Below are 22,798 nucleotides of genomic sequence, written 5' to 3' on the forward strand. Positions count from 1 at the left end.
CCTTAATCTACGGCAGCTTCGCAATCAAGTTGAGCGGGATTTTTCGCTGTGCTCAAAATGACAATCGCAGCTTTTTTTGCTTTGCGAAACTTGTTTTTTAGCAACAATTTACCCTCGTCAGGCTGAGTGAAACGAAGCATCCTTACCAAGAAACTCAAAAAGTAACTTGCACCAACTACTCCTCGATGTCAAGCTCCGCCAAATTCCAAAGTTCGGATGGCTGGGAAGCGTCTGGCTGGAAGTTGAGAACAGTGGGTTGGGTTACGGCCGTTTTCAAATAATGAAACAGCGGAATGATCGGCAACTGCTCTGTGAAAATCTGAGCAGCCTCTAAATGTTGTTCTGTGTATTCCGGCGTGCCGGGCAGCGAGGTCCGTGCCGCACTGCAAGCCGCGTCAAAGTCTTCATCAATCCAGCCAGTGGCATTGATGTTGCCCCAACCGCCAAAACCGCGCTCCTCCGGCCCGGTGACGTTACTGCTCAGGTACAGGCCACAAGGGGGGGCAATGCCGGTGCGCCAGGCAAAAGTTGCCAGGTCGAAGCGACGGCCAAACAGCGGGCTAAACGGCCCGTCCTCAAACCATTCTTCAGCAATCACATCGTACGTATTCACCTGAATGCCACATTCTGCCAGGTTCGCGGCGACCAGTTCGTTAATCCGCAAGCGAATCTCGCTTTCGCTGTTGGTGCCGAGGGTAATGCTCATCGTGGTGGTGGCCACAATCGAAAAGCTGAGATCGCGCTCAACTAGCTCGCGGAAGCCGTCGCCGTCGGTGTCTTCCAGGCCAATTTCATCCAGAAGGCTGTTCCCTGCCGCAGGATCGTAATCCCACGCTTGGGCCTCGGCTGGGTAGAGCGGATGGTCGTCAGGGATGTAGGCGTGCAAAATGCGGGATTGACCAAAGGTAATCTCATCCACTAGCTGCTGCCGATTGGTGCAGAGGGTGATGGCTCGGCGCACACGCACGTCTTCAAACCAGTCGGGACGGCCGTTGCGGTTGCCATCCCCATAATTTTCCCAAGAGTTAATGCCGAAGTCGATATGCTCAAAAATATTGTTGGAGACGAACGACGCCAGCAAATCACCTGCCTCAGCCGCTGCCAGCACCTCTGGCATCTGGCTTAGGCTGATGCCGTCGTGGGTCACAACATCACAACCAGCCGCAATTTGGTTAACGGCCGTTTCCCCCGCCAAATCAAAGCGCATCGTCAGCTCGGTGATGTGCGGCAGCCCTTCATCTGCTCGGTAATAATTTGGATTTTGGCGCAAAGTAATCGCCTCGCCAGCAAGCCAATCGCTAAAAACAAATGGCCCGTTGCTCACCGGATTTGGCAAAGAACCAGAACCGCTGACTAAATCGGCAGCGGCAAACTCGCCCAACTGGTGCTGCGGCAGCGGTGTCCAGACGTTGGTGAAATATTCGGGATCAAGAAAGCCAGGTAATCCCGTCCAGGTTACCGCCAGATCGCCCGTCGCTTCATAGCTAGCGGTGCGTTCAATTTTGCTGTGGTCACCGGGAACGTCTGGGCTGGCCGCGATTTGGTAGCTAAACACGGAATCAGTCGCAGTTACGGCCGTTCCATCCGACCAGATCATGGGCTTAAAGGTAAAATTAACAGACATTTGCTGCATCAGCAGCGGTTCTGCGCCATCGGCCGTCAGGCTGCGGTCGAAGGTAATAAATTCGCCATCCCCCCGCACGAACTGCACGCCCGGCACCAAAAAGACAACGTTTCCGGCAGAATTGACGATCAAATCCCCTTCCCTTACCTCCACCAAACCAATGCGGGCATCCCCTTCATCCAGGCTGGGCAGCTTTTGCAGCCCCTGCGGCTGATAATCGTAATTGAGGGTAGTAAACAGATTTTCGTAGAGGGCATGGCGTACGGCCGTTGCCGCCAAACTGTCATCCCCGTAAAGAAACAAGCTGGTTGGCTCTGCGCCCAGGCAAATGGTCATTGGCTTGGGCGGCGGCGGCGTGGGCGTTGGTGGCCCAGGTGTGGGCGGCCCTGTCGGTGTGAATTCAGCTTCAGACGTTGCTTGGGGAACGGCCGTATCGGCTGGGGCAACTTCGATATTATCATCGTCCCCTACTGCTGCCACGTTTACGGTTGCCGCAGGCGTTGGCAAAGGCTCTTCCCGGCAAGCAACTATCGCTATCATGATCAAAATAAGAAAGGAAATCAATATTGTTTGCTTCACGCGTTCAGTTATTACTCCCTCTGTTTGTCCAATAAATATGCCACAGGCGGCGGCCTCCCCAGCGAACCAGCAAGTAAAGCAGCCCGGCCAGAAACAAAACGGCCGTTATGCGCATTCCCAGCCAAAACGCATTCCCCACACGATCCGTTTCCACCGCTTCTAACTGCCCCAGCAGCCCGCCCTCGCTCTCGTCGCCACTGCTTTGGGCAGCGGCAGCGGTTTCCCCGACCACCGTGGGTGGTGGCGTGGGCGTAGGGAATGGCGTCAACGAAGGCAGCGAGGTCGGTTGTTGGAAACTGCTCTCGCCCTGAGAGCCACTTTCATTGCTGCTGGTCGGTTGTACGGGAATGGCGGCAGCGGTTGCCGTGAGGGCAACGGCCGTTTCATCCGGTGTTGGCGTGGGCGTTGGCCCATCATTTTGAATGGTCAAATCGGTGACGAAAAATTCATCGTAGTTGAAATCAGTTTTTACCACGCGCAGGCGAAGCTGGTAACGGCCGTCTGGGAAGACGGGTGCGCCGATCTCGCGGCCAACGGTGGTGTTCCAGACGGCCAGCACATTATCCATCACCTGCTGGCTACCCTCGGCAAACACAATCCATTCAGCCCCAGCCACGTCCTGCTGCCGAAAAGCCAGTTCATAGCGCAAATAGTCTGGATGAACAGCCGTGCCCACCACGTCGATAACGCCTGTAATAGTGTCGCCGTCGGCTGGTTGGGTGATGCCGCTGGACGTTTGGGCAGATACGGCCGTTGCGTTCAGCACCAAGCATAGACAGACAAATGTTAATGTCCACCAATAAAGCTGGGCAGTCTGTGGTAGCTTGTCCCTTTTTCGTTTAAGATACGAATAGTTGACCATTTCATGAAAAGGTTAAAACAAACATAAAAGTCTAGCACATCCTAAAAGTTAAGACGAATTGTGTAAAAGCGGGAAAGTAGTTTGAAATAAGCGAAACCGTCCCTCCCGCTTTTACTTAAGTAAATCACAATTTCGTGGCTCAATTTTCAAGAAAATAGTTTTTGTGATTTACACGACGGAGTTTTGCTTAATGTTTTTTTCAACAAAGAAAAATTGGTGGCTGTTGGCCCTCATTTTGCTGTTGGCTGCCTGCGGCGCGGCTGATGCCAATCCAATCACCACCGACGGTACCGCAGCGAACGAATTGCTGCCGCGCGACGGTAGCTCCCTGCTGCAATCTGCTGACGCAGATGGGGAAACGGCCGTTGCCAACAACAATCCAGCCATCAACGTCGTTGCAGACTCAGTTGAATATGATGCCGACGGCATTGAAGTGGGCTTTACAGAAGAAGGACGGCCGTATCGCGGCAATCCCAACGCCCCCGTCATCATTGAAGAGTTTTCCGATTTTCAATGTCCATTTTGCGGCCGTTTTTCAGAGCAAACGTTTCCGTCCATCAATAGTAACCAAATTGCCAATGGCGACGTTCTGCTCGTTTTCTACGATTTCCCACTGAACATCCACCCGCAGGCAGAAGCAGCCGCCAACGCTGCCCGCTGCGCTGGGGAGCAAAGCGCAGTGGCCTACTGGGAAATGCACGATCTGCTCTTTGCCAACATCAGCGAGTGGAGCCACAACCAGGCCAACGTCGTCTTTACTGGCTACGGCGAAACGCTGGATTTACAGATGGACAGCTTTACCAACTGCCTGGAAAGTGACAAATATATATCTAACGTTCGGGCAGATTATGATGTTGGCCTGTCGCGTGGCGTTAGCAGTACGCCCAGCTTTTTCATCAACGATCAGCCTTTTATTGGGGCACAACCGCTTGCTACCTTTAATGAAGCGATTGCCCTGGTGCTAAGTGGTGAAAGCATTGTTGAAGCCCCAACTGAGAACGAACTGCAACCTGAATTCGCTATCCCCACGCCTGTGCCTATCCCGGTAGAGCCGGAAACTGTAGCCTGGTCGGCGGGTAATCCTGATGCGCCTGTGCAAATTGTGGAGTTTACTGATTACCAATGTCCCTTCTGCCAGCAATACGCCATGGAAACGTTCCCCACCGTTTTCACAGAAATGATCGAAAGCGGCCGTGTGTTTTACGCCATTAAGGATTTACCGCTCGATAATATTCATGCAGAGGCGATTGTGGCGGCAACGGCCGTTCGCTGCGCTGGAGAACAAGAAGCATACAAAGAGATGCACGATGCTGTTTTTGCCAACCAGGCACTATGGGGCGGCAGTGGCGAAACGGCCGCAACCAACGTTTTCGTCGATTTAGCCAAGGATATTGGGCTAGACAGCGACGCTTTGGTAAGCTGCATTGAGCTAGGTGAGCAGCGCGAGCGCGTGCTGGCCAACCAGCAAGAGTCCTTTGCCCTGGGCGTCAGCAGCACCCCCACTTTCTACATGAATGGCTACCCACTGCGCGGCGCACAGCCGTATGATGTCTTTGATGGCGTGGCCGAACTGATTGAGAATGGCGAACTGGAAGCTACGCTAGAAGCCCAAATGCAGCAAGCATACGCCCAGGCGCAGGCCCAAGCTACGCAAGAAGCCCAACCCCAGCCACCCGCACAGCCTGTCGAAATTTCCATTGAGGGTGCCCATGCCGTTGGCGACCCCAATGCGCCCGTCACCATCATTGAGTACACCGATTTCCAATGCCCGTTTTGCAGCCGTCATTACGAGCAAACCTTTTTGCAGCTAAAAGAGGATTACATCGACGCCGGTCTGGTTTATTACGTGTTCAAGGATTTCCCGCTCACGCAAATTCACCCCGACGCAGTGCTGGCCGCCAACGCTGCTCGCTGTGCTGGCGACCAGGGCGCGTACCTGGACATGCACGGTGCGCTTTTTAGCAACCAGGATGAGTGGAACGGCCGTCCCAACCCGGAAGCCTTCTTCAACCAGTACGCCGCCGAAATGGGATTGGACGAAGAACAGTTTGCCACCTGTGTGGCGAATGCCACCTACGATGCCGAAATTTATGCCGATTTAGATGAAGGGTTTAACCTGGGCGTGAGCGGCACGCCAGCGTTCTTCCTCAACGGGTATTTCTTATCTGGGGCGCAACCTTACGGCACGTTTGTGGATGCTATTGTCTTCCTTATGGAAGAAGTTGGGGAATAAGCGTGTAAACTTCAAAAGTCTAGGCTACTTCTGGTGTAAGCCAACTGGTTTACAAGACTTTCAAAGTTTGGTTCAGAGCAGAAAGTTGGAGAGTAAATGAAAAAGCGGTGGCAGATCGGCAAAATAATTGGAGTTGAGGTTTGGTTTCGGCTCAATTCTTTGCTGCTTTCTGGGTTGCTTTGGTTGATTTTTTCGGTAACGGCCGTAATCTGGTTAAACTTTTCGCTGGGTCAGGCGGTGATTGTGGGAGGAACGGCCGTGCTGCTGCATTGGCTCAGCGATCTCGGTCACCATCTAGGCCATGCTCTGGCCGCCCGCCGCACGGGCTACCCCATGCAAAAGATCATAAGCTGGTATGTGCTTATGACCAGCGTGTACCCTAAAGATGAACCCCCGGTTCATGCCACAATTCACATTCAGCGCGCGCTGGGTGGCCCCATTGCCAGCTTGCTGCTCGCCATTATTGCCGGAATTTTGCTACTCGTCATACCAGCAAAACGTACCGTCGCTTCCGCGCTTGCCTCATTTGCCTTTTGGGAAAACTTCCTCGTGCTGTTTCTGGGTGCCTTTGTGCCGCTTGGCTTCACAGATGGCAGCACCTTGCTCACCTGGTGGCCCCGCCGCCATGAACCAATTTAACGCACATACCAAAACCAGCCAGACTGCCATTTGTAATCGGCCCCTTCAGTAACGCCAATCTCGCTTTTTTGTAGCTTGAACGGTGTAAACAGCCGTTTTAGCTCACTTTCATCTATCCCACGATGGCCGTCTGATGGCTCTTCATCTGGATGTTGTAAACGGGCAAATAACAAGTACGCTGCTGCGGGTTGTAGCAAGCGCAGCAGCTCGTCACGGTAAGCTGTTTGCAATTCCAGGCTAAGTGAGTGCATACAGCCAATGTCGATAGCTAGGTCGTAGCGGCCGTTCAAAAAACCTAAATCCGCCACCGATGCCACATGAAACTGAATCTGCCCAGCCACGCCTTGCGCTGCTGCCCGTCTATTTGCCTCTTCGATAGCTTGCGGCACGAAGTCAATACCCTCTACTTGCCAGCCATGCTGAGCCAGATAAATGGCGGTACGGCCGTAACCACATCCCAAATCCAGTGCCCGCCCCGGCGGTAAGGTGGACACCAGTTCCTGAACCTCAGGTGGGGGCAGCACATCATCCCACGGCACCTCGCCGCTTGTGTACCGTTCTGTAAACCGCGTTAACCTTTCTGATTCCTGCTCTGCTTGATCCATTTTTTCATCCTTCAATCGGATATTGGGTATACTTGTTTGCTTATGAATAACGGCCGTTTTAGTGGAACCCGCACCTATATTTTTGCCAACTGGCCTCGGTTTGTGCTGCTTTATTTAGGCATTGTGGTGGCACTCATCGTCATTGGAGTGAGTGCTATGCGCGGTTGGCTGTCATTCATTCCCATGACAACGGCCGTTTTGCTCATTCTAATCTACTTTATTGCCACGGGCATCTGGGAAGCGCGCCAACGGTACGACTTTGACGGTATTACCCCCCACCATGTACTCTTCGACATGGGCCAACTCCCAGCCACTGAACGGTTCGCCTACGTCGATTTAGGCTTGCAAACCCCTGCCATCGGACTATCTCGCCGGCTCACCACTGGCCGGATAATCGTGATTGATATTTATAACCCGCAATGGACTGTCAGCCCGTGGTTGGTGCGCTGGCGCGCCCAACAGCCACCGCCCCCCAATGATCCCCGCTTAAGCTGGCGCGAAGGCAATCTGGGCCTACTTCCCTTACCAGATGAAAGCATCAACACCATCATGCTTTGTCATGTCGCCGGCGAATTTTGGCAGGAGGGTGACCGCATGACGCTGCTGCAAGAAGCGTTTCGTATTCTGAAACCACGCGGGCAACTGCTGTTGGCAGAATCTGTTCGCAGCCAAACCAACTGGCTCATTCGTGGAGTAACAGGTTTTAGCCTGCCCACGGCCGATTATTGGCATAAACGGCTGGAACAGGCTGGGTATCGCGTGCGCAGCCACAAAAACCTGGGGGGACTCTCGTACTGCATTCGCGCCCAGAAGCCCACACCCGCTGAAGCCCAACAGCTATCGTTTACCCTGGAATTTTGACGCTCTGCAACATAAATCGCAGATAAGAACGACCCTACGCTCCGTGAAGAAAGCGTAAACAAACAACTTCGTAAGATTTATTGTCATTCTTTATCTGTACGGTCGATTCTGCCCAAAAATGCCTTAAATGTCCCCGTTTTGACCCCAATACCAGCAAAATATCCGCAAATTTAACTGCATGTGCGCCCATCTAGGACGGCCGTACTATGCTTTTTTTCCTATTCACCTCATTTTGGGGCATCGCTATAGTGCCAGCATACCTGCACGCGGATTTGACATAACGCAGCTACATGCAACCAATCCATTAAACACAGAAATAAAATTGTCACGCGCGCAAATCTAAGTACGGAGGTGATGCAAGACAAATAAACCTGGGCAAACTGCAATGTATGCAGCTTACCAAATGGGCTTCAACAAAGCTCGAAGAAGTGAAGAAGCAGACAAAATACAAGTGAAGAAGTATGAAGTACTAGGAAGCAGGATGGTAGCCCCATAAAGTCGTGAAGAAGCTTAGGAGGCTACCATCCAAAACAAAATAAGCAAATAAGAAGAGGAAGTGACACATCTAACTATCTGATTGACTAATAAGCAGACCGCAGAAAAATAGAGTACACATCGCCAAGAAATTTCTGCCACTTGTAAATAGGCTCATCAGATGAAAGAACAACGTCCTGGCGTTTGCTGGGATCCAAATGGAGCAGAGCATGAATAAGCAAAAAATCTCGCAAGAACGGCGACCTGTTCCGGGAGCCGAAAAAGCAAAAATATCTGGGCTAAAATCCAAAACGCGACTAATGGTGATTGGCATTATCTTTTTCACTGTACTCATCGTGGCCGTTTCTGCCTGGGCACAATCATTTAACGTCAGCTTGTTGGGTGGCGACAATGCTGAGATCGCTTGTGATGGTCGCGGCGTTCAGGTGCAACGACTCTCCCGCAACGCTGTCAACGTTATTTGTAATGGGTCTAACGACAATCCGCAGGCAACCAATCCGCCGCCGCAACCAACGAACCCACCACCACAACCAACTAACCCGCCACCGCAACCGACCAATCCACCACCGCAACCAACAAATCCGCCGCCACAACCTACGACCCCACCACAACAACCAACATCGCCCCCACCTCCGCCTGGTGGCAATATTCAACCTTTTGCTGGTGCCCCAGCTTGTGAAGATATTGGCGTCGCTCATGACAACCGCGCCTGGCACGGTATCTGGAATTATGAGCATGGCTGCCATTGGGATCATGAACACAAGCAAGACCCGCACGAGGTAGATCATATCTTTGGTACGGAGTATTACACGCTAGCAGGCGGTGAGCTTTCTTACCCCTGGCAGACGTATTCTGGTGCAGGCGAAAACTTTGAAGCACTCGGACCTGGGGCAACCCTGGAAAATGATGGCAAGCATGAAGGGTACGCCTGGCATCACATTACCAACGGGCTGGAAATCTGTGACCAATCGCTCATCCTGGGCAGCCAATGTTTTGACTCTTTCCGGGTGCAAACGCACCAAATCGGTGGGGAAATGGGCGCTTTGACGCGCTTCCACAGCGTGTACACAGAAGGTATTGCCTGTACGCCAGATGGGGCAGCCAGAATGCAGTTTAATGGCACCGTGGGTGCATACGGCCGTACCATCAATGGTCAATTCTATGCACTTACCCGCGACAACATCAATCAATTCCCGGCAGAGTTTGCTGGCTGTGGTTTTGGCTCTGGCGGTGGCTGGCTTGATTTCGGCCGTCTGAATTGGCCAGAACGAGGCATCTTGCAACCATTGCCCACCGACAACCCGCTGTTTGGTAGCTTCGATCAATTTGGTCCGCCGGAGGCAGCACCTTACCGCATCCATCCTAACGGCAATCCAAACAGCCTGGATTCCTGGCAATCTGAAGGCAACGTGTTTAACTGTCTGAACGGTGACCCCAATTGCGAACAGCGCATCATGGTTGGCTACGGCTTGCATATGCTGCAAGGTGAATCAGTGGGCATGACCAACCCGGCCAACGCCAGCATTCCGCACCAAGAACGGCAAACGCATTTCTGGTGTGTGGACCCAGAAACCATGCTGTTCAATTGCAACCCGCAAACCAACCCAGGCGGCAATGACAACACTGCTCAAGCACTCTTCCGCGCCTGGATTGCCGTACCCAGCGTCATGGACGGTAGCCAGTACGACGAAGATGGCGCACGTAACGGTGCGTTCACCTTCCACGGCTACACCAACCGCTACGGCGACATTGTTGAAGGGTGCAGTGGCCCAGGTTTGGACTGTGTACCAACGCGGTTTGAGCAATTCCCTGTAAACAATTGTGGCCAAGGCCAAACAGCCTGTAAAGCGGCTTATCGCGGCAGCACGGAACGGGATGGCTGGGATGCCCTCAGTGTAGACGGTACGCCCATCCAGAGCGGCGGCACCCCGCTGATTCCAGCAGGCGAACGCTGGCTCAAGTTCCCAAACTAACAAAAGGCACAAGAATGGCTTTGCTTAACAAGTCAAACCATTCTAAAAAGCAGCAATGATCAATTAGAGCCTCGGCAAAACCGGGGCTCTATTCATTCCGTTGGACGCGAATTTACCAAAAGTGGTCTGCTGCTAACTCAGTTGCCGCCAATCAATATCCTTTATCGCGATCGACTTGATTGAGCAGTGGCTCTCCAGCCAGATAGCGGCGCAGATTTTCAGCAAAAATGCCGATAGCCCGTTCGTCATAATGGGGGGTGAATCCGCTAATGTGGGGTGTCATGATTACATTTTCCATTTCCCAAAGCGGACTCTCTTCTGGCAATGGTTCCTGTTCAAAAACGTCCAACCCAGCCCCGGCAAGCCATCCTTTTTTCAATCCTCGAACCAAATCGCTTTCTTTGATGATGGCACCGCGCCCCACATTGACTAAAAAGGCCGTTGCTTTCATTGCTTTGAGCAGCTCCTCATCAAAGAGGTGGTGCGTTTGCTCGGTAAGCGGGAGGGTAATCACAACAAAATCGCACTCTGCAACCATTGAGCGGGTGGCTTGGCTGGGATAAATTCGATCCGGCAATTCGCCGTCAGGGTCTCCCTGACCAGGAAATATGTAGCCTGTATCTACCAACTGCCTGGCATTTTGCTTCGTCACCAATATTTTTAGACCAAATGGCTTGGCCAGCCGGGCAAGTTCCCGACCAATGCTACCATAGCCCACAATGCCCAGCGTTTTGCCATTTAATTCTTGCGGCACAAAGGTGTTCCAGCGATTGTCTGTCCAATATTGGGTTTGCTTGTATTTAAACCAGTTTGGCACGCGATGCGCCCACGCCAATATCTGGGTGAGGGCGTATTGCGCCATATTCGCTGCGTGTACGCCGCTGGCGGTTGTGATCAGGATACGGCTGTCCCACAGCTCGCTACTTTCTAATGAATCAACACCAGCGTAATGGGTTTGCACCCATTGCAAATTGGGTGCTAGCGCTAGCGGTGGCACTTTGCCGTAAGCGTAGTAAATTTCGGCATCTGTGGTCCAATCTTCTGGCCAACGGCCGTTTGGCAAGGTGCGTTGTTCGATGTCCAAATTGGGGGACACAGCACGAATCTTATCTACCAAATGGGACGGAAAAGGAGCAGTTAATAATAATTTATTCATAACATTTTTTGAGCTTGTTTTGTTTCGGCGTATGCAAACCACAGAAAATATCTTGAAAAACGATGAGCGATTGCTCTGTAGTTTGCTCAAGTGAAAGCCAAAATTGCGCTCAATCTCATTCAAGATAGTTCTTGGCTTTTACATACGGCCGTTAGTGTAACACAATCCCATCATCCGTTATACTCAGGCAGCAGCCGACCAGGACAATCGCAGGCTAAATGCCGCCAGTTGGAAACACGGCGCGACGATAGTTGCTGCTTTGCGTATTGGCTAAGTAGAGGAAACAAGAAGGCAGAAGCGCACCATCAATCATAGGAAAATGTGTCCTTGCCGCCGCTAAGACATCCAATAAAAAGGCGGGGCACTTTTATTCCCCAATTTCCGTGTACGCGCCCGCACCGGAGGTACATTTTATGCACAAGCAAAGTTCTATTGTCATTGGCACGATTCTCATTATCGTTGGCATCCTTTTTTTGCTAGCGCAACTCTTTCCAGGAATTGCACCCAGCTTTGACATGAGTCTTCAATGGCCACTGATTATTGTAGCTGTAGGTGCTTTACTTTTGCTTAGCGCACTTTTTGGCACACCGGAGCTTGCCATTCCCGGCAGCATTATCAGCGGCATCGGTGGCATCTTGTATGTGCAAAATCTAACCAACAGCTGGGCTAGCTGGTCATACATTTGGACACTCATTCCTGGCTTTGTGGGTATTGGCTTACTCATCGCTGGCACGCTGGGCCATGAAAGGCGGAAATCCTGGCGAGAAGGGAGCCGACTCATTGTCATCAGCGCAGTCATGTTTGCCATTTTTGGTGCGTTTTTTAATGGGTTAGGGGAGATTGGTCGGTATTGGCCCGTCTTGCTTATCGCCGTAGGATTGTGGCAATTGCTCCCGCGCCGCTCAACAAGCAAAAATTAAGCTGAAACCTTTTAATCGCTTTCACGTATAAGTGTGCATAAAGTTTTCAAACAATTTTGTAAACAATCACAACTGTGTGGAGGTATTTAGAAATGAGTAACAAACGTTTAGTTCGTAATTCGCAAGATGAGATGCTCGGTGGTGTGTGCAGTGGTATCGCCAACTATCTGAACATCGACCCCGTTATTGTACGCTTAGTATTTGTCTTGTTAGCATTAGGCAACGGGGGTGGCGTATTGGCTTACCTGATTCTGTGGGTATTAATGCCCACTGATGAAGAGCCAGTTGCCAAAGCAAATGCTTTTGATGAAGAAGAAATTGTCATCAACTAGCTGAGTCCGTCTGGTTTCTCATTTCCTGACACCAGACAACCCTCTAAAACGGCCGTTTCCCTTGAATCTGTGTGGAAACGGCCGTTTTTTCTTGCCTCACCCACTCCTCATTCTGTATTGTAATCGGCAAGAAGTCTTCGAAAAATTTTGGCAATATTTCAGCCGATCAGTTGAGTAAACCGCACCAAATGGGCGTTGCCTTGTTTTGAAATCTTTGTGCGGTTTATTATAATCGCCGCATGGCCTCATTACTACAAAAATTCAAAACCTTATTTCGGGCAAAGCTGCATGATGCAGCCGACAAAGCCCTACAAAAAAGCGATCTCGCCGTTTATGATGAGTATATTCGCCAGGCGGAACGCGAGCTTGATGAATTCAAGCAAACCATCGCCCCCATGTTTGCCCAGGTAAAATCCTCTCGCCGCCGCCGCGAAGGGTTAGCAAACGAAGCAGCCAAGTTTGATCTGGCCGTTGATGCCTTTTTGCAACAGGGCAAGCGTACCGAAGCGATGGTGACGCAAAAGCAATTCATGTCGGCCATGGAATTGATAAAAACGTACGATGCCTCCTTGGCAAAGCAAGTTTCTGCTTTAGAAAAATTGGATGATGTAAAGGTGAAGCTGGAGGGGCGGCTGGCGATTGCCAAACAAGAACGCCAGGAGCTTGGATTTTTGCTGCAACTAGCCAAATCAAAAGAAATGTCCGCTAAGGCGATGCGTTCGCTGGATTCATTAATGAGCGAGGGAGACAACGAAGTAGCCACAGCTGCCGAAAATATTCGCAGCCGCTTGGACCACGCCGACGCGGCCTGGGAAGTGCAGGCCAGCAGTCTGGATAACCAGCTTGACGACGCCATGCAAAGCCTGGAGGTAGAGGCTGCTTTGGCCGAACGCATGAACCGTCTAGGCCTTTAAATCCCATGAAAGTGGCACTAGTCCATGATTGGATGAACCAAATCGGGGGCGCAGAAGATGTGCTGGAAGCGTTGGTAGAGTTGTTTCCAGACGCACCCATCTTCACTTCGCTTTACGCCCCGGACCGGATGCCTGTCCATTGGCAACATTGGGACATTCGCACCAATTTCATCAACAAGCTGCCTTTTTCTCACCGCAAGCAGCAACTTTATTTCCCCCTTTATCCATTTTCATTTGAGCAGCACGATTTGCGCGGTTATGATTTGGTCATCAGCAATAAAAGTGGCTTTTGTCACGGTGTTATTACCGGGCCAGAGACGGTGCATATTTGCTACTGCCTCACGCCAACGCGGTATGTGTGGCGTTACCAGCAATATGCCGAGCAAGAACAGCTAGGTCGGTTCACGCGCACCTTCCTGCCGCCATTTCTCACTTATTTGCGTCAATGGGATCGGCTGGCGGCGGATCGGGTTGATCATTTCGTGGCAATTTCGCAGGAAGTTCGTCGGCGAATCGCAAAAGTGTATCGACGGAAATCCGATATCATCTACCCGCCGGTTGACACGGCTCGGTTTACACCATGTAGCGATGTGGAAGATTATTATTTGCTAGTGGGGCGATTGGTACCGTACCGGCGGATTGATTTGCTGATTGAAGCATTTAACAAAATGAAACGGCCGCTTCGCATTGCAGGCACCGGGCGAGACAGAGCACGGCTAGAGGCTTTGGCTGGTCCCACCATCCAGTTTTTGGGCTACGTGCCAGATGAAGAACTGCCACAACTGCTGTCCAAATGCCACGCCTTCATGTTTCCTGGCGAAGAAGATTTTGGCATTGCCCCGATTCAGGCAATGGCAGCGGGACGGCCGGTCATTGCCTACGCAGCAGGTGGTGCGCTGGAGACTATCGTCGAAGGAATCACAGGCACCTTGTTTGCAGAGCAGTCAGCACCTGCTATTATCCAGGCGGTTGAAGGGTTTGATGCAGCGTCCGTCGATTCTGAGCAGATTCGCCACCATGCCAAGCAGTATGATGTGACCCATTTCAAGACTCAGATTCAAGCGTTGGTAGCGGAGAAGATGGAAGGTATGGTGCGGGTTGGGTGATTTTTGTAATTAGGTAATTGGGTAATTACTCAATTACATTCCCCTCTCACCAAACCGCAACAGTAATTTATGGAATTACGAACGTTTTTCGCAATTTTTCGGCGGCGGTGGCTGCTGGTGTTGATTCCCCCGTTGGTGGTTGGATTGTTCAGTGCTGTGACATTCCAGCCTCCCCCTGCACCCGGCTTCAACGTGGGCGTCAACTTTCTTGTGGCTCAATCGCCTACGTCTGGTGCTGATTTGGAAGATGAAGAGCGGTACTACAACTGGCTTAGCTCTGAATACATTGTGAATGGGCTAACGGATTGGGCAGTGAGTGGTAATTTTAAGACGGCCGTTTCCAACCAATTAGCACAAGAAGGCATCGAAGTCCCGCCGGGCAGCTTCAGCGTGGTGGCAGATAACGTCCGCAGCAAGCTCCAGCTTTCCATTCAGCATGGGAACGCAGAGACTCTCAGCCACATCATGAACGCGGCCATCTTGGTACTTAGTGAGCAAAATGCAACCGCTTTGCCGCAACTTGGTGGAGAAACGGCCGTGCTCACCCTGCTAGATGAACCTGTTGTGACTCCCCTGCCGCGCAGCCTCAGTAGCCTGTTAGATATTCCGCTGCGCCTTGCCATTGGCGTTGCTGCTGGCCTAGGGCTGGCACTTTTGGCGGAGTATTTGGACCCAACCCTTCGCAGCCGCCAGGAAGCAGAAGCCATGGGGTTTGCCATTTTAGGCGAAATCCCTAAGAAAAAATAAGTTAGCCTGGGGCTTCAGTCCCATCGGGAAGAAGGTATGGAATTAAGAGATTATTTTAGAATTTTGCGCCAGAAGGGTTGGATTATCATTTTGCTAGCCATTCTGACGGCCGGAGCAGCATTTGGTTTTAGCCGCTTTCAGTCCACCATCTACGAATCGAGCGTGAAACTGCTAGTACGCCCTGCCCGGTCTGATTTTGGGCAATCACAAGCCGCCCGCGAGCTTTTGGGCAACTATGAACAATGGCTCAACAGCAGCTACCGGGCGCAAGATGTCATCAACATTTTGCAGCTAGATATGGAAGCAAATGAGCTGCTGGGAGACGTGTCGGTAGCCTCCGACCGATTGGGGCTCGTCGTGCAAATTAATGTTGAAAATACCGACCCAGATTTGGGCAACGACATTGCCCGCACCTGGGGCAACTTAATGATCCAGTGGCAAGATGCCGAAAACGACAAAAATCGGCAAGAAGACCGTATCACAATCGAGTTTCAAGATGATCCGAAGGTGGTTGGGGTTAGCCCGAACGTAGAAGTGAATACGGCCGCAGGCGGCGTCTTCGGGGCATTGCTGGGGGTTATCATCATTTTTGTGCTGGAATGGATAGAATCTGGCGTGGTGCGCCGCGCCGAAGATGTGGAACGCTACCTGGAAATTCCGGTGGTGGGACGGATTCCGGGGCAGTGATCGGTAATCAGAGAACAGTGTTCAGTAATCGGTGTTTAGTGCATAGTCTGGAATACGTAATACGCACTACGCAATATATTTTTGTTGGTGATTTATGGATTTAGTAACAATTACAAACCCGCGTTCGCCGCTGAGCGAGGCATACCGCACACTGCGGACGAACCTTTCCTTTTACAGTTTAGATACGCCGCTGCGCTCCATGGTGGTAACTTCTCCCGTGATGGGGGAAGGGAAAAGCAGCACGGTGGCCAATTTGGCCGTGACGATGGCCCAGAGCGGCCGTAAAACGGTGCTGGTGGATTGTGATTTGAGACGGCCGTCTCTGCACACACTATTTAACCTCAAAGCAGAACCGGGCTTCACGGATGCCATTTTGCAAAACGATGAACCGACGCTGCAAGAAACGGCCGTTCAGAATCTGTGGCTGCTCAGCTCCGGTACCAAACCACCCAACCCGGCAGATATTCTGGGAACGCCCCAAGTGGATCAGCTCATTGCCCGCCTGCAAGAAAAAGTGGACATCATCTTGTTTGATGCCCCACCAGTAAACGCCGTGACGGATGCGGCCGTTTTGGGTGCCAAAGTAGATGGTGTACTGCTGGTGCTAAGTGCAGGCAAGACCCGACGCGATCATGCTGAACGCGCCAAAGAAATATTGGAGAAAGCGCGTGTCAACATCATTGGGGCTACCCTCACCAATGCGCCGGTAGATAGTTCAATGGAAGCGTATTATGGTTGACACGGTGACTGCATTCTACGAATGCTTGGTGAAGGGGTGACAAGGTGAAAACAAGTTATCTCTCAACTCAAGCCTTGCCAAAATGGCCAATTCTACAAATCCCAGGTGCAATAGTACCTGGGATTTTTCATTTTATGGGAAGCGTATGTTACATTTTTGCTGATTTATGTTTGAGGATAGTAATTTTAACCGTCAGATGCGTAAGGCAGGATATTTGAAGCAATCATCATCAATCACACCGTGTCCATCGCCCTGAATATTGACCTTGATCAACCAAATGACCTATGCCGCGTTCTGTAATTTCGCGCTACAGTGACAGCTATGACCACGATAGAAGTCCCCAAAAAGAACCCACATAACAAAGGATTGGTGGTTTTATTTATCATCATTGTATTTGGCTTACTTACGTGGGGAATGTACGAAATGCTTACTGGGCCAGCACGCTACAACAACCGGGACTTCATGAGCCTGTTTGCCGGGGGCAAAGCGATTTTGCGTGGCCTAGACCCCTATGATCCGACCGTGTGGAACCCGCTGCGGGCGGAGCTGGGCAGCACCTGGATGCCCGATGACCGGGCACCATTCCCGCTGTGGACGTTGCTGCTGGTGCTGCCCTTTGCTGCGCTAGATTTAGGCTGGGCGGCTGCTGCATGGCTGGCTTTTTCGCTTTGTGTGCTGGGTGGCGGCATGTTTTTGCTGATCAACGCTTACTATGCCAAGCCATTGCCTGTGGCCGAATTTGCCTTGGTCGCTTTGTTTACCTTTACTTACCGTGCCGTGCTGGTGAGCATGAACAATGGGCAAATTACGTTTTTGCTCTTTTTTTTGCTGGCGTTGTTTTTGTGGCTGGTGCGGCGGGAACGGCCATTTCTGGCTGGCATCGTCCTCGCTTTTGTCGTGATTAAACCCAATGCATTTGTGTTGTTTGTCCCCGCCTTTGGGCTGTGGCTGCTGTGGCGGCGACGCTGGCGTATACTCGCGGGGACGGCAATGGGTGGCGGGGTAATGTTCGCAATTAGCTGGCTAGTGCTGCCCGGCTGGCTGTTTGAATGGCTTAACGTAACAGGCAAGACAGAGGTCACGGCAATTACACCAACTGTGTGGGGTCTGGCTTACGAAATTTTGCCGGAATGGTGGGCCATTTTGGGGTTGATTTTTGTGGTAGGGGTAACGGCCGTACTGGGCCTCATCATTTTCCGCAACGAGAATCTTACTGAGACAGAAGTGATGCCCCTGGCACTCATTGCCTCCTTGCTCACCACGCCGTATGCTTGGGTGTACGAACATTTGCTGCTGCTCATTCCCTGCATTCTCATCTATTTGGCCATCAGGCAACGGGGGATTGCTGCCCTTGTTTGGCTACTGACTGTTTTTGTCCTCCCATGGGGCACATTTTGGCTAGCTGAAAACCGTGCCAGCGACACGCTTACAGCTTTTGTGCCCGTTTTTGTGGCGGTCTTTTTTATCGCCTATTTACTCATAAAATCACCATTTCCAGCCGCGCATGACACAGCTACGTAATTTGAATTTAGAGATTTTTCGCCGACGGGAATCGCTTTGGGTCCTGCTGCTTTTTGGGCTGCTCACCACCATTGCTGCCTGGGACATTGTCACGGATTTGAACGGGGTCATCGTGGGAGATGACAATGACGCTTACATTAGCGTCTGGGCCAACTGGTGGACAGCACGTGCGCTGGCAGACCCAAACACATCTTTGTGGCAAACAGACATGATTTTTGCGCCACTAGGGGCCGATTTAACCTTCCACAGTTTTAGTCATTTGAATACGCTGGTGACCTTAGGTTTACGGCCGTTTCTAGGGGAATTACCTGCTCATAACCTTACTGTACTGCTTAACTATGTCCTGGCTGGGCTGAGCATGTACCATTTAGCCAAACACCAAACCAAATCAACAATGGCTGGCATTCTGGCAGGCATTGTATTTGCTTTCAATTCTCAAAACCTTTACCAAAGTACACACCCCAATTTTGTTAGCGTTTGGTGTTTTCCTTGGATCACCTTGTTTTTTATTCGAGCCGTCCAGGAAGACAGCATTAAATTTGCCATTGTTGCTGCCTTTTTTGTATTTCTGGGGGCAGCTACCAGTACCGTGCTTGTTATTTTGATGGTTTTTTGGCTGGGGATATTGACAGTTTATTTGTGGGTGGCGAAAGCGTACCCACGCCCCTCTCTCCGAATCTTGTTCTCATTTGCTGGGCTAAGTGGATTGCTTATTTTGCCACTTGTTTGGCCACAAATTCAATCGGCTTTTTCAACCACAAATGGCAATGCATACCTTCTCGATCCAAATCAATCAATAGGTACCGACATTATTTCGGTGTTTTTGCCAACCTGGTGGCTGCAAAGAAGCGCCGATTCAGGATTTCTGCCCCCGTATATTATTGAAACTTGGGTAAAACGGGGCATGTATTTAGGTATAGCCCCATTCTACTTGGCAATGATCGCGCTCAATAATCAAAGGCAAAGATCTCGGTTATGGTTTATTTTGCTGCTTGTAATTTTTTTGTTTGCAATTGGCCCTATTCCAGCGTTTGTCGGCATTAGCCTAAAAATCACGCTGCCCTGGACGCTACCAGTAGCGCCCGTTTTGCGCCAAATGTACCGAATGATGATTCTTTTCACGATGGGTTGGGCGATGGTTGTCGCTTACGGTTGGATTGGATTCAGACAACAGCTTAAAAAACCGCGTGCCATCACTACAGTTGCTTTTATTTTGATTGGTCTGGCAATATTTGTGGATTATACGGCCGTGCCCTTTCCACATAGGCCAAGCCAAATTTCCGCTTTTTACACAGATTACTTAAAAGATATTCCTGACGACATTACACTTGCTACCTTGCCAACGGGCCGCCAGGAAGATAAACGCTACATGTATTACCAAACATACCATCAGCATCCCATCGTCAACGGCATGGTTGCTCGCAGTAGCGACGCTAACCAGCAATTCATCGAAGCAAATCCACTTTTGCGAGCTGGCGCGGTTGATCTTGATCCGGTTGATTTGCCCGACGATCCAGAAACCGCCATTCAACAGCTAACCGCAAATCAAATTGGTTTCCTCATCATTGATAAGCAATTGATCGATGACGTAGATTTGTGGCGTGACTATTTGCCCCTGCCATTGGTTTTTGAAGATGCGTCTTTACTTGCTTACAGCACAGGATTCGTTGATGAATAATCAAGACCAACCCCAATTGAACCCGTCGAGCAAATTTCAAAAAGAGCTAACCTGGTTTTTTGCAATTATTGTTGCTGTTTTTGCGGGACTGTACCTATTCAACATCTCTGGCTGGCTTATTCATGATGATGAAGGCACCGATCTATATGAGGCTTGGCAACTGTCCATAGGCAACCAACCGGGCGTGGATTTTATCGCTGAACAACAGCCGCTTTTCCTCACAATTGGCCAATCCTTGTTGAGGCTTTCAGAGGATTCGGCAACGGCCGTTCGGTACGTTCGGCTGGCCTCGGCCATTCAGGTTTTGGCAGGTGCCATCTTCTTGGGATTGGTTGTTAAGCGGTTGTGGGATGTGCCAACGGCCGTTTTGACAGTCGGCATCACGTTAATAAGCGGTCTCGTTCTCCAACAAGCACGGATGTATCGACCAGACCCAATGATGTTTGCCTGGGAGATGTTTGGCTTGGGATTTGTGCTGTTGGCGGTGAAGCTGGGGAAACGGCCGTACTGGGGGGCTGCTGGTGCAGCTTACGGCATCGCTGTGCTGATGAAACTATTTGGCCTTTTCCCCGTCGTTGGTCTCGTTTTCTTCTTCAGCTACCAATTTATTAAATATCCCAAGGAATGGCAAAATCACCTGCGGGACGGCATCACGTTTGCCATTCCATTTTTATTGATTAGCGGGGGTTTATCTTTTATTTTATACGGTAAACTCGGTTTTTATTACCAGGAAGTATTTAATCAACATCTCAGCATAGGGCAAGAAAAAACACTTTGGGAACAAATTGCCACAGCAATTACTGAATATTTGGGGTTTATTCTTTACAACTTCATAATAATTTTTATCATTTTCCTAGCCTTGATGAACAGGCGTTCAGGCGAAAAAACAATTCATGTTCCTGAAAAAGCACTCTTTTATACCCAAATTCTTGCGCCTGCAATTTTTGTTCTCATGACGCGGCCAATTTATCCTCGATACTACATCTTCCTCACGCCAATTTTTGCCTTGCTTTTAGCTTTACAGCTTCAAGGTTTTTTTAACAAGCTTGAAGAACATCGGCAGGTAACGGTCATTAAGTACCTTGTCATTCTGATGGTGATTGGCTTTTCAGGATATTTAACTTTTCCGCGCATAGCAGGGCACTTTGGTCAAGAACAAGACACGATTGCACTGGCCAAATATATACAAACACTCACCACGCCCGACGATGTTGTTCTTTCCGATTATGCTGGGCTAAATTTTCATGCGAAACGGCCGTCTATTTACGAAGCCTCAATCATTGCGGAGGGCCGCATTGTGGCTGGCATTATCACCGGAGAGTTGCTAATTGAACGTATGGAGGAAACTCAAACGGAGTTAGTTTTAGTTCACGTAGATGGAGGTGAACCCCACCTCATCCACCTTGTAGACTTCGACCTTTTTCAAGCGCATCTAAACGAAAAGTATCAGCTAATTGACACATTTAATAGACAGGATCAACAGATAGAGATTTATCAAAGACGATAATTTATGCCAAAACTCTATTCATCTCTGAAAACTCACTGGTTCTTTATTTGTGTATTGTCGATTTTTATTGGCTTTTACCTGGTCAACATCTCCGGTTGGCTCATTCATGATGATGAAGGCACTGATTTGTATGAAGCATGGCAATTATCAGAAGGAAAGCAGCCTGGCATTGATTTCATCGCTGAACAACAGCCGCTATTTTTGACTATTGGCCAATCCTTATTGCCGCTTTCAGATGATTCGGCAACGGCCGTTCAGTACGTTCGCCTTGCTTCTGCCCTCCAGGTTTTAGCGGGTGCCATCTTCCTGGCGTTCGTTGTTAAGCAGTTGTGGGATATACCAACGGCCGTTTTGACCTTTGGCCTTATGCTAACCAGCGGGCTTATTTATGAGCAAGCACGTCTTTACCGGCCTGATCCAATGATGTTTGCCTGGGAGCTGTTTGGTTTCGGGTTTGTCTTGCTGGCGGTGAAATTGGGGAAACGGCCGTACTGGGCAGCCGCCGGTATCGCCTACGGAATTGCTGTTTTGATGAAGCTGTTTGGCATTTTTCCCGTGCTAGGGCTTGTTTTTTACTACCTTTACATGTTCATTAAACAAAGAGATCAGTGGCAAAGACATCTTTATAATGGACTAGCCTTTGCTATACCCTTTTTAGTTGTCAGCCTGGGAACCTCTACGCTTTTGTACGGCCAATTTGGCTTTTATTATCAAGAAATTCTCAATCAGCATCTTAGCCTAGGGCAACAAAAATCAATTTTAGACCAAGTAAACATCGGCATAACCAAGTATGCCTCCTTTATTTTGGTCAATTTTGTCTATATCTTAATTATTCCTCTGGCAATATTAAACCGCTTCTCAAAAGAAGAGCCAATTGACCATCCTGTGAATGCGTTATTGTATTCGCAGCTACTTGCTCCAATAATATTTTTCTTTATTTCACGCCCTGTGTTTCCCCGGTACTTCATTTTCTTACTGCCCACGCTAGCACTTTCACTAGCTTATAACATAAAGGGTCTTTTCAATAAAATTGAACAGAATGAGGCGCGAAAAGGGACAATTGTGTCTTTAATTATAGTCGCTGTTCTTATTTTTTCTGCATATATCACAGTACCATCAATAAAGAATCGCTTTAGACGACAAGAGACTGATACTTTGGCTTTGGCGCAATTAATTCAGTCACATACTGCAAAAGACGAAATTGCATTATCTGATTATGCTAGCCTTAATTTTCATGCAAATCGGGAATCCATCTATGAAGCATCTATCATTGCCGGAGGGCGCATAGGTGGGGGAGTTATCACTGGTGCCTTGCTCATTGAAAGAATGGAATCTAGCGCAGCAAAATTGGTATTGGTCCATGTAAAAGGCGGGAGTCCCTCACCACACCAATTAACCCATTTGATTGATCTGGACCTATTTGAAGCATACCTAGAAGAGAAGTATCAGCTAATTGAAACGTTTGATCGTGCCGGACAAATAATAGAGATTTATAAAAGGCAATGATGTCTCAATTTTCATCCAAAGTGGTTAGATAGCGAATCAAAAAAACCGTATTTGGCAAAAGATTATCAATTAATAACGACATTCAACTGAGCAGACCAATTAATTGAAATCTAC

At 49.9% G+C, this 22,798-nt stretch carries 19 protein-coding genes; 15 read left to right on the forward strand and 4 right to left on the reverse strand.

Annotation, left to right across the window (positions count from 1 at the left end; translation table 11 throughout):
- Positions 1–175: 175 nt before the first annotated feature.
- A complete protein-coding gene (locus tag ACOQPU_RS27220; RefSeq protein WP_420642972.1) occupies positions 176–2,164 on the reverse strand; it encodes an ABC transporter substrate-binding protein in 1,989 nt (662 codons plus the stop codon).
- A 43-nt stretch (positions 2,165–2,207) separates the two neighbouring features.
- Complete coding sequence (locus ACOQPU_RS27225) at positions 2,208–2,972, reverse strand: hypothetical protein (RefSeq protein ID WP_420642973.1); 765 nt, start codon at positions 2,970–2,972, stop codon at positions 2,208–2,210.
- A 283-nt stretch (positions 2,973–3,255) separates the two neighbouring features.
- Between ACOQPU_RS27225 and ACOQPU_RS27230 the strand changes: the two genes are divergently transcribed.
- Both ACOQPU_RS27230 and ACOQPU_RS27235 read left to right on the forward strand, forming a co-directional pair.
- A complete protein-coding gene (locus ACOQPU_RS27230) occupies positions 3,256–5,298 on the forward strand; it encodes a DsbA family protein (protein ID WP_420642974.1) in 2,043 nt (680 codons plus the stop codon).
- A 96-nt stretch (positions 5,299–5,394) separates the two neighbouring features.
- The gene (locus ACOQPU_RS27235) at positions 5,395–5,937 is read left to right on the forward strand and encodes a hypothetical protein (RefSeq protein ID WP_420642975.1); all 543 of its coding nucleotides are present in this window, start codon (positions 5,395–5,397) and stop codon (positions 5,935–5,937) included.
- Here the strand turns inward: ACOQPU_RS27235 and ACOQPU_RS27240 are convergent.
- Positions 5,934–6,542, reverse strand: coding sequence for a class I SAM-dependent methyltransferase (locus tag ACOQPU_RS27240; protein WP_420642976.1), 609 nt, complete (start codon positions 6,540–6,542; stop codon positions 5,934–5,936). The genes ACOQPU_RS27235 and ACOQPU_RS27240 overlap by 4 nt on opposite strands.
- A gap of 42 nt (positions 6,543–6,584) precedes the next feature.
- Here ACOQPU_RS27240 and ACOQPU_RS27245 point away from each other — a divergent pair, with 42 nt between their 5' ends.
- Together ACOQPU_RS27245 and ACOQPU_RS27250 are read left to right on the forward strand one after the other, a co-directional pair.
- Entirely contained in the window at positions 6,585–7,403 is an 819-nt protein-coding gene (locus tag ACOQPU_RS27245) for a class I SAM-dependent methyltransferase (RefSeq protein ID WP_420642977.1), read from the forward strand.
- 704 nt (positions 7,404–8,107) lie between these two features.
- Positions 8,108–9,871 (forward strand): hypothetical protein, encoded by a 1,764-nt coding sequence (locus ACOQPU_RS27250; protein ID WP_420642978.1) that lies wholly within the window; start codon positions 8,108–8,110, stop codon positions 9,869–9,871.
- 151 nt (positions 9,872–10,022) lie between these two features.
- Here ACOQPU_RS27250 and ACOQPU_RS27255 read toward each other — a convergent pair whose 3' ends face one another.
- On the reverse strand, positions 10,023–11,027 hold the full coding sequence (locus ACOQPU_RS27255; RefSeq protein ID WP_420642979.1) for a D-2-hydroxyacid dehydrogenase: 1,005 nt from the start codon (positions 11,025–11,027) through the stop codon (positions 10,023–10,025).
- A 413-nt stretch (positions 11,028–11,440) separates the two neighbouring features.
- Here ACOQPU_RS27255 and ACOQPU_RS27260 point away from each other — a divergent pair, with 413 nt between their 5' ends.
- The 11 genes from ACOQPU_RS27260 to ACOQPU_RS27310 all read left to right on the forward strand — a co-directional run bounded on the left by ACOQPU_RS27260 (position 11,441) and on the right by ACOQPU_RS27310 (position 22,684).
- Positions 11,441–11,947 (forward strand): LiaI-LiaF-like domain-containing protein, encoded by a 507-nt coding sequence (locus tag ACOQPU_RS27260; RefSeq protein WP_420642980.1) that lies wholly within the window; start codon positions 11,441–11,443, stop codon positions 11,945–11,947.
- Between the two features lie 92 nt (positions 11,948–12,039).
- A complete protein-coding gene (locus ACOQPU_RS27265) occupies positions 12,040–12,279 on the forward strand; it encodes a PspC domain-containing protein (RefSeq protein WP_420642981.1) in 240 nt (79 codons plus the stop codon).
- Positions 12,280–12,518: 239 nt separating this feature from the next.
- A complete protein-coding gene (locus tag ACOQPU_RS27270) occupies positions 12,519–13,193 on the forward strand; it encodes a PspA/IM30 family protein (protein WP_420642982.1) in 675 nt (224 codons plus the stop codon).
- Positions 13,194–13,198: 5 nt separating this feature from the next.
- On the forward strand, positions 13,199–14,299 hold the full coding sequence (locus ACOQPU_RS27275) for a glycosyltransferase (protein ID WP_420642983.1): 1,101 nt from the start codon (positions 13,199–13,201) through the stop codon (positions 14,297–14,299).
- A 69-nt stretch (positions 14,300–14,368) separates the two neighbouring features.
- Entirely contained in the window at positions 14,369–15,046 is a 678-nt protein-coding gene (locus tag ACOQPU_RS27280) for a hypothetical protein (RefSeq protein WP_420642984.1), read from the forward strand.
- Positions 15,047–15,082: 36 nt separating this feature from the next.
- Positions 15,083–15,733, forward strand: coding sequence for a YveK family protein (locus ACOQPU_RS27285; protein WP_420642985.1), 651 nt, complete (start codon positions 15,083–15,085; stop codon positions 15,731–15,733).
- 94 nt (positions 15,734–15,827) lie between these two features.
- The gene (locus ACOQPU_RS27290) at positions 15,828–16,472 is read left to right on the forward strand and encodes a CpsD/CapB family tyrosine-protein kinase (RefSeq protein ID WP_420642986.1); all 645 of its coding nucleotides are present in this window, start codon (positions 15,828–15,830) and stop codon (positions 16,470–16,472) included.
- A 321-nt stretch (positions 16,473–16,793) separates the two neighbouring features.
- Complete coding sequence (locus ACOQPU_RS27295; protein ID WP_420642987.1) at positions 16,794–17,993, forward strand: glycosyltransferase 87 family protein; 1,200 nt, start codon at positions 16,794–16,796, stop codon at positions 17,991–17,993.
- Entirely contained in the window at positions 17,977–19,671 is a 1,695-nt protein-coding gene (locus ACOQPU_RS27300; protein WP_420642988.1) for a hypothetical protein, read from the forward strand. The genes ACOQPU_RS27295 and ACOQPU_RS27300 overlap by 17 nt, the downstream gene beginning before the upstream one ends.
- A complete protein-coding gene (locus ACOQPU_RS27305; protein ID WP_420642989.1) occupies positions 19,664–21,178 on the forward strand; it encodes an ArnT family glycosyltransferase in 1,515 nt (504 codons plus the stop codon). Before ACOQPU_RS27300 ends, ACOQPU_RS27305 begins: the two co-directional genes overlap by 8 nt.
- Positions 21,179–21,181: 3 nt before the next feature.
- The gene (locus ACOQPU_RS27310) at positions 21,182–22,684 is read left to right on the forward strand and encodes an ArnT family glycosyltransferase (protein ID WP_420642990.1); all 1,503 of its coding nucleotides are present in this window, start codon (positions 21,182–21,184) and stop codon (positions 22,682–22,684) included.
- Positions 22,685–22,798: the final 114 nt, after the last annotated feature.

The organism is Candidatus Leptofilum sp. (genome assembly GCF_965223285.1).
Lineage (GTDB): Bacteria > Chloroflexota > Anaerolineae > Promineifilales > Promineifilaceae > Leptofilum.